The organism is Ensifer sp. 38_S197 (assembly GCF_056924495.1).
Map to the genome: position 1 here is coordinate 1,371,599 of NZ_JBXOVZ010000001.1, position 13,173 is coordinate 1,384,771.

At 58.2% G+C, this 13,173-nt stretch carries 12 protein-coding genes and 4 pseudogenes; 10 read left to right on the forward strand and 6 right to left on the reverse strand.

Annotated features, from left to right (window positions below):
- The first annotated feature begins 24 nt into the window (after window positions 1-24).
- Genes AC1Z3V_RS06360 through AC1Z3V_RS06375 form a run of 4 tightly spaced genes read left to right on the forward strand, consistent with a single transcriptional unit; the run spans window position 25 to window position 3,419 of the window.
- Window positions 25-753, forward strand: coding sequence for an amino acid ABC transporter ATP-binding protein (locus tag AC1Z3V_RS06360; RefSeq protein ID WP_483499572.1), 729 nt, complete (start codon window positions 25-27; stop codon window positions 751-753).
- A 1-nt stretch (window position 754) separates the two neighbouring features.
- A complete protein-coding gene (locus AC1Z3V_RS06365; RefSeq protein ID WP_483497879.1) occupies window positions 755-1,756 on the forward strand; it encodes a threonine ammonia-lyase in 1,002 nt (333 codons plus the stop codon).
- 20 nt (window positions 1,757-1,776) lie between these two features.
- Window positions 1,777-2,988 (forward strand): pyridoxal phosphate-dependent aminotransferase, encoded by a 1,212-nt coding sequence (locus AC1Z3V_RS06370; protein ID WP_483497880.1) that lies wholly within the window; start codon window positions 1,777-1,779, stop codon window positions 2,986-2,988.
- 5 nt (window positions 2,989-2,993) lie between these two features.
- Window positions 2,994-3,419 (forward strand): RidA family protein, encoded by a 426-nt coding sequence (locus AC1Z3V_RS06375; protein ID WP_483497881.1) that lies wholly within the window; start codon window positions 2,994-2,996, stop codon window positions 3,417-3,419.
- 914 nt (window positions 3,420-4,333) lie between these two features.
- Here AC1Z3V_RS06375 and AC1Z3V_RS06380 read toward each other — a convergent pair.
- Complete coding sequence (locus AC1Z3V_RS06380; RefSeq protein ID WP_483497882.1) at window positions 4,334-4,711, reverse strand: HU family DNA-binding protein; 378 nt, start codon at window positions 4,709-4,711, stop codon at window positions 4,334-4,336.
- 80 nt (window positions 4,712-4,791) lie between these two features.
- Window positions 4,792-5,094 (reverse strand): hypothetical protein, encoded by a 303-nt coding sequence (locus AC1Z3V_RS06385; protein ID WP_483497883.1) that lies wholly within the window; start codon window positions 5,092-5,094, stop codon window positions 4,792-4,794.
- Window positions 5,095-5,922: 828 nt separating this feature from the next.
- Here AC1Z3V_RS06385 and AC1Z3V_RS06390 point away from each other — a divergent pair.
- The 3 genes from AC1Z3V_RS06390 to AC1Z3V_RS06400 all read left to right on the forward strand — a co-directional run bounded on the left by AC1Z3V_RS06390 (window position 5,923) and on the right by AC1Z3V_RS06400 (window position 7,554).
- Window positions 5,923-6,585, forward strand: coding sequence for a hypothetical protein (locus AC1Z3V_RS06390; protein ID WP_483497884.1), 663 nt, complete (start codon window positions 5,923-5,925; stop codon window positions 6,583-6,585).
- Between the two features lie 91 nt (window positions 6,586-6,676).
- Window positions 6,677-7,183, forward strand: coding sequence for a hypothetical protein (locus AC1Z3V_RS06395; protein ID WP_483497885.1), 507 nt, complete (start codon window positions 6,677-6,679; stop codon window positions 7,181-7,183).
- Window positions 7,184-7,263: 80 nt separating this feature from the next.
- Complete coding sequence (locus AC1Z3V_RS06400) at window positions 7,264-7,554, forward strand: hypothetical protein (protein WP_483497886.1); 291 nt, start codon at window positions 7,264-7,266, stop codon at window positions 7,552-7,554.
- 481 nt (window positions 7,555-8,035) lie between these two features.
- Here AC1Z3V_RS06400 and AC1Z3V_RS06405 read toward each other — a convergent pair.
- Window positions 8,036-8,178 (reverse strand): annotated as a pseudogene (locus AC1Z3V_RS06405) (cold-shock protein); the annotation flags it as partial.
- Between the two features lie 141 nt (window positions 8,179-8,319).
- Between AC1Z3V_RS06405 and istA the strand changes: the two are divergent.
- Both istA and istB read left to right on the forward strand, forming a co-directional pair.
- A pseudogene (istA, locus tag AC1Z3V_RS06410) lies at window positions 8,320-9,583 on the forward strand (IS21 family transposase).
- A complete protein-coding gene (istB, locus tag AC1Z3V_RS06415) occupies window positions 9,580-10,461 on the forward strand; it encodes an IS21-like element helper ATPase IstB (protein ID WP_483497888.1) in 882 nt (293 codons plus the stop codon). The pseudogene istA and the gene istB overlap by 4 nt, the downstream one beginning before the upstream one ends.
- Window positions 10,462-10,506: 45 nt before the next feature.
- Here istB and AC1Z3V_RS06420 read toward each other — a convergent pair.
- A pseudogene (locus AC1Z3V_RS06420) lies at window positions 10,507-10,581 on the reverse strand (cold-shock protein); the annotation flags it as partial.
- A gap of 391 nt (window positions 10,582-10,972) precedes the next feature.
- Window positions 10,973-11,959 (reverse strand): transposase, encoded by a 987-nt coding sequence (locus AC1Z3V_RS06425; protein ID WP_483497889.1) that lies wholly within the window; start codon window positions 11,957-11,959, stop codon window positions 10,973-10,975.
- 412 nt (window positions 11,960-12,371) lie between these two features.
- Between AC1Z3V_RS06425 and AC1Z3V_RS06430 the strand changes: the two are divergent.
- A pseudogene (locus tag AC1Z3V_RS06430) lies at window positions 12,372-12,587 on the forward strand (ArdC-like ssDNA-binding domain-containing protein); the annotation flags it as partial.
- Here the strand turns inward: AC1Z3V_RS06430 and AC1Z3V_RS06435 are convergent.
- Window positions 12,544-13,083 carry a PTS sugar transporter subunit IIA gene (locus AC1Z3V_RS06435; protein WP_483497891.1) on the reverse strand — a complete coding sequence of 180 codons (540 nt, stop codon included), beginning with the start codon at window positions 13,081-13,083 and terminating at the stop codon, window positions 12,544-12,546. The pseudogene AC1Z3V_RS06430 and the gene AC1Z3V_RS06435 overlap by 44 nt on opposite strands.
- Window positions 13,084-13,173 lie beyond the last annotated feature (90 nt).

Here is a 13,173-nt window from a genome sequence, read left to right on the forward strand (position 1 = left end):
GATACCACAATGTCTTCGCGTGAAATGATCAGGGTTGAAAATCTCTCCAAAAGTTACGGTCAAATGAAGGTCTTGAACGATTGCAGCCTGACCATCCAGCGCGGAGAAGTCGTCGTCGTTTGCGGCCCCTCAGGGTCAGGCAAAAGCACCTTCGTCAAATGCCTCAACGGGATTGAACCATTCCAGTCCGGGCACGTGACGATCGACGGTCAGGCTCTGGCCACGAAGGGTAAAGAGGCAGCAAAGCTTCGTGCACGTGTCGGAATGGTATTCCAGCATTTCGAGCTCTATCCGCATCTAACCGTCCTAGACAACATCTGCCTCGCGCAGGTCCATGTCCTCAAACGAAGCCGCGATGAAGCAGTCAGCAAAGCCCAGGGCCTACTTAAGCGGGTCGGGCTCCTCGATAAACAGCAGTCATATCCAGCCCAGCTTTCCGGGGGCCAACAACAGCGCATCGCCATCGTGCGCGCCCTAGCGATGGACCCGATTGCCATGCTCTTCGACGAGCCGACATCAGCTCTCGATCCGGAGATGATCGGCGAAGTGCTCGCCGTCATGACCGAGCTTGCAAAGGAAGGCATGACGATGATCGTCGTCACCCATGAGATGGGCTTTGCGAAAGCTGCCGCCGATCGAATGGTCTTTATGGATACCGGAGCGATTGTCGAGGAGGCGGAAACTGCGCGTTTCTTTGCTGAGCCGAGTTCCGAGCGTGCGCGTCTTTTTCTCTCTCGTATTCTGGTGCATTGAAATGAACGGTCTGATTACTCCCACATACGACGACATCCTCGACGCTCGACGGACGCTTGACGGCGTCGCAGTCCGTACGCCGTTGCTGCGGTCCGAGAAGCTCGATCAGATGACCGGTGCGACGGTCTTCATCAAGTGCGAAAACCTGCAGCGCACCGGCGCATTCAAGTTCAGAGGCGCATTCAATTGCCTTTCGCGTCTGGACCGGTCGGCCTATCCTGGTGGCGTTGTTGCCTACTCCACCGGCAATCACGGACAGGCAATCGCAACAGTTGGTCGGATGCTTGGTATACCGGCCACCATCGTCATGCCCAGCGATGCGCCCGCGATCAAAATTAACAAGGCGCGGGAAAACGGTGCCGATGTCGTGCTTTATGATCGCCAGACCCAATCCCGCGAACAGATCGCCGCTGAGATTGCGGAAAGAGCGCCGGTCGCAATCATACCGCCAGGCGACAATCCATACATCATAGCTGGACAAGGGACCGTTGTCGCCGAAGCGTTAGAGCAGGCGGCAGGTGTCGCGATTGATGCCATCATGGTTCCCTGCGGCGGCGGCGGACTCTCTGCAGGAACCTGGCTGGCCGCTCGGGCGGCTGATTCGCGCGCGGAGATCTGGGCCGTCGAGCCAAAGGGTTTCGACGACACCAAGCGGTCATTGGCGAGCGGGAAGCGTGAAACCAATCCTGCCCTGAGTGGCTCCATCTGCGATGCACTCCTCGCGCCGACACCGGCCGAACTGCCGTTTTCGATCAACCGCCGGGGTATTTCACAGGTGAAGGTCGCCTCCGATCAAGAGGTCATGTTCGCCATCCGGTATGCTTTCGAGGAGCTGCGGCTGGTGACCGAGCCAGGAGGTGTGATTGCACTCGCAGCGCTGCTGAACGATCCGAAGTCCGTCCGCGGAAAGAACGTGATCGTAATTGTCTCCGGAGGCAACGTTGAGCCTTCGGTATTCAAGGAAGCCCTCGATGGCTACCACACGCCATCGCTTTCACAATAACATCAGTTCAAGAGGTTAAAATGGTTTCCGTCATAGAAAAGTTCGCCACTCTCGCCACCGACAACGCGCCCGGCCAGGAGGTCAGGCAAAGCGCCGGCAACATTCGCGAGCTGATGCGCGGCGATGAACTCCAGGGCACGCTCGTCGATTTCTCGCACGGGGACGTCGATGCTTTCACTCCGACGCCCGGCTCGTCGAAGCGCTTTTTCGAGGCGGTGGATGCCGGCGGCCGACAGGCTTATACCGAATATCGCGGTTCGGCCGACATACGTACTGACTTGGCGCAGCGGCTTGCAACGTTCACCGGGGCGCCTGTCTCTGGGGACGAGGGCGTTATTCTCACTCCGGGAACGCAAGGCGCACTGTTTCTAGCAGTCGCAGCGACTGTCTCGGACGGTGACAAAGTTGCTATTGTGCAGCCTGACTACTTTGCCAACCGAAAACTGGTGCAGTTCTTCGGCGGGCAGGTGATGCCGGTTGCGATGAACTATCTGAACGCCGCGGCTGGGGCTGGCTTGGATCTCTCTCAGTTGCGTGCCGCATTTGAGGCGGGGGCCAAGACTTTCCTGTTCTCCAATCCGAACAACCCCACTGGCGTAGTGTACTCAGAAGCCGAGATTGACCAGATCGTCCAGCTTGCTGGAGACTACGGTGTCACCGTCATCGCCGATCAGCTCTATTCGAGGCTGCGCTATGAAGGCGAGGAGTACACCCACATTCGCGCACGGGGTCTGCCGACCGAACAGGTGATCACCATTATGGGACCTTCGAAAACGGAGTCGCTCAGCGGCTACCGTCTCGGAGTCGCGTTTGGTTCCCCGACGATTATAAGCAGGATGGAAAAGCTGCAGGCCATCGTTTCGCTGCGCGCGGCAGGTTACAACCAGGCGGTATTCAGAACCTGGTTCAACGAGCCTGGAGGATGGATGGATGAGCGCATCCGCCTGCATCAGGCAATCAGAGACGACTTGCTCGAAGTCTTCCGCAGCGGCGGGCTGGAGAGCCGCACACCGCAGGCGGGAAGCTATCTGTTTCCGACTTTGCCTCCGTTGTCCGTCGGCCTTCAGGATTTCGTTCGGCTCCTTCGGCATCAGGCCAACGTAATTGTCACGCCCGGAACCGAGTTCGGCCCCCATCCCAATAGCATTCGCCTGAACTTCTCACAGGACCATTCGGCCACCGTTGAAGCTGGAAAGCGCATCGTTGAGATGGTCAATCGCTATCGGAGCTAGGACAGATGATTCACCGAAGCGCACCTCAACCACAGGGGTTTTACGTCCCGGCAAGACGCCACCGCGATATGATCTTTGTCTCGGGAATGACGCCGAGAGAAAACGGCAAGCTTCTTCATATAGGGCAAGTGGTGCCGGAAGCGCCGGTTGAAACATACCGGAGGGCGATGGAACTCGCGACGAAGAATGCTCTGACGGCGGCAAAATCCCAACTGGTCAGCGGAGAACAGATACTCTCTGTTCTTAGCCTGACGGTCTACGTCAACGCACCCGCGGGCTACACGCTTCACAGCAGGATCGCTGATTTTGCTTCAAGGTTCATGGAAGAACATACCAACGACGGCGTATCTAGTCGGGCTGCCATCGGGGTGAGCTCCTTGCCCGGAGACGCAACCTTTGAAGTGTCTATTATCGCAGCAGTTGGCCGTTGATCGTAAAGCATTACCTTAACCTTCGAATTTGCAACCCCTGACTCCGTTGTCTTATGCGTAGTGGATGCGAAGAAGCAAACCTATATTGCGCCTCCCTAAGCGCCCGCTCCTGAGCGCTCACTGCGGAGGGAACACCTGCTAAGAGCGATATTGCTAAAGCAAATCTCCGTATTTTTTGCATTGGTCAATGCTCCGGGGTTAGTCTGTCGTCACGCCGTCAAATTTCAGTTCCTCTGCAGGTGACAAGACGAGCTCTCGAGCCATCTGCGCCTCAACGAGATCACTGATTATCGATTTTGTGGCGGTAGGATTCTGGTCTTCCAGCAGCGACCGGGTAGCCATTTTCTGTCGTTCGACAGCGCCGAGGTAGTCCCAACGATCAGGCGACCACATCCGCCCCGTATTCAGCAAGGTGCGGTTGTTTGATCGAATAACTTTACAATCGCGAGGGACGGAAGAGTTGCTCGGGCAGAAAGCGATCCTGGGTTCAAGCGATGCATCCCTTTCCGTCTCGATCTTCGAATTGGAACCGGCTGAGTGGGACGCAAAGGTGTACGAGCCGGAAATCGTGGCTAGCGAGAACATGCTCTATAAGCGGCCAGGTTACGGCGCTCTATCACAACCGGAGAAGTAAACCACAGGGCTTTATGCACCCCCGACCTGCCGGACAAAACGCACCATTTTCGATCCATCAAGCGGGCTATCCGGAAAGCGCATAGACAGATTTAGGGCTGTCCACAGGTTCGCCGGTTCTGAATGAGACGAGCTTCGATAGTGATCGAAGTTGCAGACATACAGAATCCTAACAGCCTGGCTGCGGTATGCCGCGGAGAAGTGCCGTAGCCACAAACCTGGGGCGGCTGGCGGGGGCGTGCGCTCCGGTTAGCGATTTACGCCCGCCCCCGCCGTTCTCATCAAGCGTTTAGCGCGTCCTTCAGCGCTTTGGCCGGCGCAAACGTCAGCTTCTTTGCAGCCGGAACCTTGATGGTCGCACCAGTTGCCGGGTTGCGTGCATCGCGCTCTGGCGTGTTCTTAATCTTGAACTTGCCGAAGCCTGGAATCGACGTTTCAGCGCCCGATGTGGCAGCGGCGGTCACGGCAGCGAAGACCGCTTCGACTACCGCCTTGCTCTGGACTTTCGTCAAGCCATGTTCGGTCGCGATCTTTTCTGCGATTTCATTGGTCGTTGTCATTGTTTTCCCCTCTTGATGACGCGGGAATTCTCGGCCGAGCGGCTCTCTGTTGTCATCTGGGGTCCTCGCGAGCACGGACCAAATATCGACGATTTCCACAGCACAATCGTGGCCTCATCCGAAATCATGTGATTTTTGCGCCCGCAACCGTTCCCAGTCGACGTTAATACGGTGGGCGCTCACCTGGCGCTGCAAGGGATCGCCCGCCAATTGGAATGACGCGCATTGAGCAAAGTCGAATTCCCATCGACCATCAGCCACAGCTCGTTGCCGAGAGCACGAACCGTCAGAGGTTTCCGTTTTTCCTGTCGGCCATTGGCCGCCGCCAACATATGACGGTTCGCATTGACCATGCCTCGTTCGCGCGCACGCGTGTTAACCAGGTGCGCGAGTGGAATAAGAAGATGTGCTTCGCGCAGGTCGAAGTAAAGCGAAGGGTCCTCCGGAAGCCGTGCGAGGCCTGCTGTGATTTCGCGGTTCAACGCAAACTCCCCAATAGCACCACCAGTCTCGAGCGTGAGAAACTTCGGCGACATTTCTTCAGCGGCAGCGGCCGGACTCGCAGGTTTGTGCGAAGTTCTCGTGGAACTGGTTGCGAGAAAGGGTTCGAAGCTGCATCCCGTTCCTATGTGCCAGTGCGAGAAAACGCGTAGATCTATTGCGCCAAAAACCCTGAATTTCTACTGAAAGTTTAAACTCTAATATGCGCCGAACGACGTGAGAACGGGGCGTGTACGAAAGTGGATTTCTAACCCGTTCGGATTATTGGAAAAATCGGCGCATCGAGATGTCGTGGGCGCGTGTCGGTTGAAAAGCAAGAGAAGTTGTCTCGAAATGGCACTGGAACAATCTGAGAACGCGGCCCGCCCCAGGGCGACCGTGCAAACCCCGTAAATGGAGGGGGACTGCCACAACGCGCTTAAAGTTCCTGGCCCTCGAGAACCGTCGACCTCACCGGCGATGGTTCTCTCGGTCTGGCGCCACTCACCACCAATGGCTCCACCTCGTGTCAACCAGCGCCGAAACCGCGCGTCATCCCGGCCCCGCCGGGCCGGCGCCCGTTTGATCAGAGCGCTTTCAGTTATCTGTGCCCGACGGAAGCGGGCAGCGGCAAACTGGAATGTGGCGCGGGACAGATCTTTCCTGCGCATACAGGCCCGCGGCGAACGACGCTTGGCGGATGTCAGTCGCGTTTACTCGGACTTGCCTTTACGGATGCGCTGCTCGAGTAATTTCACATATCGACGCCGGATATCGTCAATGGATACGTCACCATTGATCCAGAGTTTTAAAAGGGCCTGGAATTCGGGGTGATCGTCAATCGGAAAACCGAAATCGTGCCACTTGGCACTAACGCGATCGGCGATGTCTTTGCGGTTCGTCATCTGTCTTCCATTCGCTCTCGCATGCGCGCTGGCGCAGGGTCGTTCGTCTGCAACAGCGCCACGCAATGTAGCACCGATATTGCCGATGCCCGGCGTTGGCCAGTGCAATCATTGACACTGCGCTTCACCCATCGGAAAACTGTGCAGGCTTACAGAGGAAGAAAACTTATGGCAGACGAAATCAAACCGGACGACAGCGCTGTCGTCGCCGAAGCGACCACGCCGGCCGAAGTGGCGGCGCCGAAGAAGCGCGGCCCGCGGGCGAAGAAGGTTGCGTCGGATGTGGCCTTAGAAGAGGCAGGTGCTGCGCCGAAGGTCAAGAGAGGCAGGAAGCCCAAGGAAAAGCCGGCTGACCTGAAGGTCGCCGGGCCGTCTTCGGCCGTTTCCAAGACCCGGGCCAAGGGCGTTGCGAAAGCCACGGGAAAGCGCTCTGCACCAACTTCGTCCGCAGAAGCGCCGGTTTCGGTCCTGGACGAAATCGCCGATCTTCTTCAGCTCGAAGAAGAGAATGCGCGGCTGCGCAAGGCGCTTAGTGAAAAACTGCGGGCGGAGAACGCCGATCTCCGCAAGCGGCTCGGGCTTGCCTGATGCATATCGTGAGAGGCCGATCGCTTCGGCGATCGGCCTTCGTCATCACATCGCAAGGACGGGCCGCTCAAGTCCGGGGTGACGAAGCATTATGAAATCACCATGGAAGTTTCTGCGTGATCTGGCGTCTCGAGGGGCAGCCGGCGAGCACGCAAAAAACGCGCCCGAGATCGACACCAAGAAACCGGAAGAACTCCCGGCCCCGATTGTCGAAACGCCGGTAGCCCCGCTTGATGAGGCCGTTACCTCCGCGGATACCGTGGCGAATGAATCGGCAAACGATCGTTTACTCGAAACAGTTCCCGTTGTTGAGGAACCGATCGGTGGCAACGAGCCCTCACGCGCTGGACGCGCACCGTCGACGCAACCGAAAAGAGTGCAGCGGCGCGCCAGGAAGACGAGCGCGAAACCCGTTGCTGTGGTTGTCGAGATTGAGCCCGATGAAGCGCCGGTCGCTGTGCGACCGGCGCCGAGCTTATCCGAGCAAGTTGCTGCTTTGGATGAAGAGGTCCGGCAGCTGAGACGGCAGCTCTCGGACAAGCTGCGATTGCAGAACGAGCAGCTTGAAAGATTGTTGAAGCGTTTTGACGCCTCGTGATCTGAGCGCTCGCCCTTGATCAAATTCGGCCCCTCACGCCAACGTAACATTGAAATCACATAGCAAGACCACTTCCCACCATGTCTGCCATTCACGCCTTCATCTGCGAATTGATCAGAGCCGCCAACGAGGTCGAGAAGCTGACCCCGCGTGAGATGAGCCGTCTTCTTGACCGGTCCGTCGACACCATCCGCGATCTGCGTGGGCAGACGGAAATCGCGGGTAATCGTCGTGCAAGGGATGTGCTGATCGATCTGCAAATCGCATCGTCGCGGGCCCGAGACCTTTCACCTGAAGACGCGAGGGATACCCTTCTCGATGCCGCGGAGATCATTCAGGCTTTGCGGATCACGCTGGAAGGTGATTCTTGAGCGCTGACGGAAAATGCCGCGTGAACTTCGTCTCTGATCCACCGCTCCGTCGGGACCGACGGGTGGGAAGGTAACGGCTGCGCTCAATCCTGCCTCCGATTGTGTGAAGCCGGGCTCTCTATGAACCGTAAATGCCATCCAGACTGCTTTTGAATAAGCTGGCTTGGAGTTCATCCCCGAAAACGGGGGCGGGGCAGGGGTCCGCTTTTCCAAACCGAAGGACGTTTGAGCTTTCTGCGAGCATCAAATCGAAGCCATATCGCACAAGTCGACAGAAGCGCGCGGAACACCGTCAGTTGCCTCTGTTGTCAAGAGCAGCGCTGAGCGACAAGCATGGACACAGACGGCTGTGGGATCTGTAAAGCGTGCCTGGCGCCCTGACTGCAAGGCTGGTCGTCAAGCGCTGATCTGTTGGTCACCGCGATGGCTCTGTTGCCAGTCGTTCGCCCGCATAACCGGCTTTGCGCAGCGACGGCGCGGTTCAGACTGACCTGACGTTTTCGGCTCTCGACTTTCCAGTCTTGCGATCCTGGCCAATCTCATAGCTGACCTTTGGCCTTCTTGCAGCGGCCTCTCGGCGACTACTGCTGACATATGGACAAACACGTCCGTTCCGCCGTTGTCGATACCGGATCAATACTCCCCAGAAGTGCCGTTTGAATCTTCCCCAGTTTAGCGTTGCCGCCGGTCTTCCGGGGCGCGCCCCGGAAGACCGGCGGCGCGTCATCACCGATACTGCTCTCGATGGTCGAGAGGGGAATGTCGGTGGTCAAACTCGGGGAGATAGTCATGATTTTAGATTTGCACCGGCAGGGGTTGTCGGTGTCGGCGATCGCCAGACAAACCAACGTCGATCGAAAGACAATTCGTAAATATATTGAGCGGGGTCTCGAAGCGCCTGCTTATGGACCACGCAAGCCACGGGCGACGGTGATCGATCCGTTCACGGCTTATCTACGTGAACGGGTTGCTGCCTATCCCGGCCTGAGCGGCCGGCGGCTCCTGCGAGAGCTGAAGGATCGGGGATATGCGGGTGGCTACACGGCCGTCACGGACTTTCTCAGAGATGTTCGCCCAACCTCAGAACAGGGATTTGAAGTTCGGTTCGAAACAGCTCCCGGCGAACAGGCCCAGGTGGATTTCGCCCAGTTTCAGGTCATCTTCACCGATGAGCCGTCAACGCCCAGGATCGTCTGGCTCTTTTCCATGGTGTTGGGCCATAGCCGTCTCATATGGGGCCGCTTCGCCATGCATCAGGATCTTCCGACGGTGCTGCGATGCCATGTCGCCGCGTTCGATGCAATTGGCGGTGTTCCACGCGAGATTCTCTACGACCGAATGAAGACTGCCGTCATCGGCGAAGGGGAAACCGGGGGCATTGTTTATAACCGTGCTCTGCTCGATCTTGCCCGCCATTACGGCTTTCATCCAAAGGCCTGCAAAGCCTATCGCGCCAAGACGAAGGGAAAGGTCGAGCGACCATTCCGCTATATCCGCGAAGACTTCTTCCTGGCACGCTCGTTTCGCAACCTCGACGACCTTAACAGCCAACTGCGGTATTGGCTTGATACAGTTGCCAATCCGCGCGTGCACGCGACAACGCAGCGTGTCGTCATGGAGGCCTTCGCCGAGGAGCGTCATCATTTGCGTCCCTTGCCACTGGCTCCGTTCCGATCCGTGTTGAGACTGGAGCGCAGGATCTCTCGAGACGGAATGGTCAGCGTTGGTGGAAAACGCCTACAGCGTGCCCGACGCCACCAGGAGACGTCTCGTCGAGGTTCATACCCTGGCCAATGAAGTTCGGATCTTCGAGGAAGGCACCCTCATTGCGGTGCATCCAGTGTTGGAGGGTCGTCATCAGCGCCGCGTCGAACCAGGACACAGAACCCTTCGCTCACAGCCACGATCGCGACCACACGTCAACAATGACGAGATCATTCTTCATGGATCCGGAGACAGGGTCACACAGCGGCCGCTCGCCTTCTACGACGCTGTCGCCAGAGCTATGGCACAGGAGAACCGCACATGAGCGCCGCTCTCGATTCCGTGCCGTCGATGATCGACCGCATTCGCCATGACCTTGTCGGCTTGAAGATGCCACGTGCCCTTGAAGCACTCGACCATATTGTCCGGCGCCTGGAGCACGGCGAGCTGTCGGCACTCGAAGCGATCGATATCCTACTTTCCGAAGAGCTGACCCTGCGGGAGAACAGCCGCATAAAGACCGCGCTTCGGATGGGTCGCCTGGCAACCATCAAAACGCTCGCTGGCTTTGATTTCTCTTTCCAGCCCTCACTCGATCGAGATCGGATCTTCACGCTTGCGCAACTGGGTTTTGTCGACCGCCATGAGGTCGTCCATTTCCTCGGGCCGCCGGGAACCGGCAAAAACCATCTGGCCGTGGCGCTCGGCGTCGAAGCTGTCAAAGCAGGCAAGAGCGTCTACTTCTGCACACTGGCCGATCTCATTGCGGCCCTGTCCAGAGCCGAGCGCGAAGGACGGCTGCAAGAACGCATCCGCTTCTTCTGCAGGCCCAGTCTCCTGATCGTTGACGAGATCGGTTATCTCCCGGTCATCGCCGGCGGCGGCAATCTGTTCTTCCAGCTCGTCAACGCTCGCTACGAGAAAGGCGCGATGATCCTCACATCCAATCGCGGCTTTGCCGAATGGGGCGATGTTTTTGGAGACGCCGTAGTCGCCACAGCCTTGCTCGACAGACTTTTGCATCATGCCGTCGCCGTTCAAATCGAGGGATCAAGTTACAGGCTGCGCCAACATGCCGAATTGATGCCTGAACACGTGAGATCCAAGGCTTTGATCACCCCGCCGTCCTTCGCCCCGCCGCAACGCCCTCGCGGAAGGCCACCGAAAAATACCCAATTCTCCACGTCATCCGGGGCGGCATAATTGGGGAATTTTACTTCGGCACTTTTGGGGAAATTTCACCCGGCATTGACAGCCGTTCTCCGGAGAGATGAAGCCGTAACCCTTGTCCTGATTGAAAAACTTCACAGTACCGATCGCCATTGATGCCCTCGTCAGTTGAGCAGGTTGCACAATGCCGCGAAGCTTATTCACCGGAATTGCCTCCCGCAATCACGCAATCGGGTTATGCTAGGGCGGGTGGTCGCGAAGTCGAGCGCGCATCGGATCTCCCGTTCGTCCATCGCCTTTTATCGACAAGGTTCTTCCGGCGCGGGTGCACCCGCGACATCTGATCTCTAGGGGAGGGACTGAGGGGACGCCGCCCCATATGCGCTAACTTAAGGGTTGTCTGACTGGGATGGCCGCAGCGAACTGGCTTTTTCGCTTTCGTGGCGGATCGCAAAGATGACGAATTATATCAGGCAAGAGCACGGAGATTTTCCTGCGCCGCAAGGGGCGTAAAATGGCTGCGAGGATTGTGCACTTCAGCAGCTTAAACAATCTCCAGAGCGAAGGTACTCTGGTTTTTTCCTGTGTCTTCCTCACAGGGGGGAGAGTCGAGAACCTCGTTCATGGTCTCGTCAATCATCAGCGCCAGGATCAGGTGAGCCATCAGCCAACTTCGGCCGAGGCGTTGATCGCGGGCTGGAAGCCTGTGTATGCCCAATCCGCTCTTGAGCCGCTTGAATGCAAGCTCGACCTGCCATCGGATCCGATAGGTTTGAAGGATATGTTCAGCACCCATTTCCTTCACAGGGATAGACGTCAGCAACATGACGAAGCCGGCCGCTGTCATGGTCATCGGTTGCATTTCTCCGTTGTTTCGGCGTCGCTGAAACCCCTTTCTGGCGACCCTCTGGGCCTTCTCGGTCGCCCCCGCGTTCTTACGCATGACAATGAGCCGAGCTTGGAAGATCGGCTTACCCCAACCTTTGCTTTTGCGCCCTGCATGCTCGACGAGAACGTCGATGTCGCAAGCCTCTCCGGGCTGCATCGGCTTGTAAATAGCGTCCCAATCCACCAGTTGACCATCCAGTGTTGTCAACCGTACGTTCGCCCAACCCGTGCGGACGATGAAGTCGCCTCCAGCCGAAACCACCTTTTCCAGCGATGGGGCGCGGGCATAGCCCCTGTCCCCGATAATGATGTCGCCTTGATGGATTGGAACGCGAGAGAAACCTTCGCCGCCATGAGCATCGGTGAGCTCCAGATGCGTGAAACGCGCAAGTGCAGGCTCGTATGTGGCATGAAGCCGAAAGTCCGTGCCAGCGCTACCGGGGCACGAGATCGAACTGCCGTCCGTGATACGTAAGCGGCGACCCGTCATCGAAGGGCTTGTTCTGGAAACGTTTGCGAGAAGAGCCCCCGCAATGCTTCCCAGCCACTCGGCTGACCCCCGAAGGCGTTTTAAAAGAGCGACATCGGAAAGCTTCGCCACATCGTTCAACCCCGCCCATGCGGCCGCCGAACGCAGGCTCATCCCGCCAGGACCATAGGCTAACGCCAGTCGCAGCAAAGTCGACGAATTACCGATGCAGCGACGCCGCACAAGTGCGCCCGACGCACGTGCTGTCGCCTCGAGGTCAATAACATTCGACAGTCTCGAGACCAGAGACTGCCAGTCCGTTTCGATGGAATCAGTTGCTCGCATCTCACTGAGGAATCACACAACGATTCCTCGTGTCGAGCCTTAAGTTAGCGCATATGGGGACGCCGCCCCCTTCGCCCCTTCAAGCGCCTGCCGCCCAGCTTCCTCCACGCCACTGACGTGCCGCTGCGTGCAGCCGGGTCCCCGCGCAGCCGCTTGCACCCCAATCCCCCGCTGTTCCGCACGAGCTCGGAAGCAGGAGCGAAGGGCTCCCGCTTCGCGAGATCAGGGAAAGGGCAAGGAAATGGCTAAGGCAAAGGCTATCGAGACCACCACCGTCAGTGACGTCTATGAGCGGATCACCGCACGCATCGTCGAGCAGCTGGAGGCGGGGACACGGCCGTGGATGCAGCCTTGGGGCGCCGGTGGCACGCCGGTGAGACCGCTGCGACACAACGGGATTGCTTATCGCGGCATCAACCTGGTTCTGCTCTGGATGACGGCGGCAGAGCGCGGCTACAGTTCGAACTACTGGATGACGTTTCGGCAGGCGCAGGAGCTCGGCGGCATGCCTCGCTCTGCAGGATCGCCATCACCTCCTCGGCCGACCGGGCCAGCCGCAGCCCCTCGCGGATCAGCGGCGTCCGCACCAGCCGAAACAGTTGCGAAAGCGCGGGCAAGAAGGTGCGAGTCTGAGAGCGCGGCCAGAGCAAGGTAAAGACGAGATCGACGGGATCGAGGTCGGGGCTGTTGAAATCAATCGGAGGAGCCAGTCGCGTAAAGGATGCCACAGGCGCCGTGATCGAGCGCAGCAACGCGTGCGGGACGGCGACGCCACGACCAATGGCGGTCGAGCCGAGCCTCTCGCGCCGCCAAAAGCCGCGAAGAACCTTCCGATCATCGAGCCCGGTTCTCGCAGCCGTTTGTACGGCGATCTTCGCCAGCGCCGAGTGCTTTCCCTTTGTCGCAAGATCAAGGGTAATATCGTCTTTCGACAGGTTTCTGAAGATCATCATGGTCGCCTCTCAGCCGATACACGCGATACGCGCGAAGTGCGTTCGGCACTCCGTCTGCAGCGGTCTCGCATTGGGTTTGAAAACTGGCTT